At 54.8% G+C, this 230-nt stretch carries 1 pseudogene; it reads right to left on the reverse strand.

Annotated features, from left to right (window positions below):
* Positions 1-36 precede the first annotated feature (36 nt).
* Positions 37-230, reverse strand: a pseudogene (locus ACPYOJ_RS37220) (hypothetical protein); the annotation flags it as partial.

Below are 230 nucleotides of genomic sequence, written 5' to 3' on the forward strand. Positions count from 1 at the left end.
ACAAAGGTGAGCTCTATAAGGTGTTCCGACGCAAGATTATCTGAAGCGTCCCGTTAAGGGAAAACGACGATCCTTGGTCGTTGGCGATTTCCGATGAACTTTCGGCCCAGGAGGAGACTGGAAACGCTTGAACTCCGAGCGCCGGACCTGACGGCGGATCATTTGTATAAATTCGAGCGGTTCGCCAAGCTTGGCGGCGATCTCGGCATCGGTGTGACGCTCCTTGGCGT

It is taken from the genome of Rhizobium sp. SVR5-9E (genome assembly GCF_056755095.1).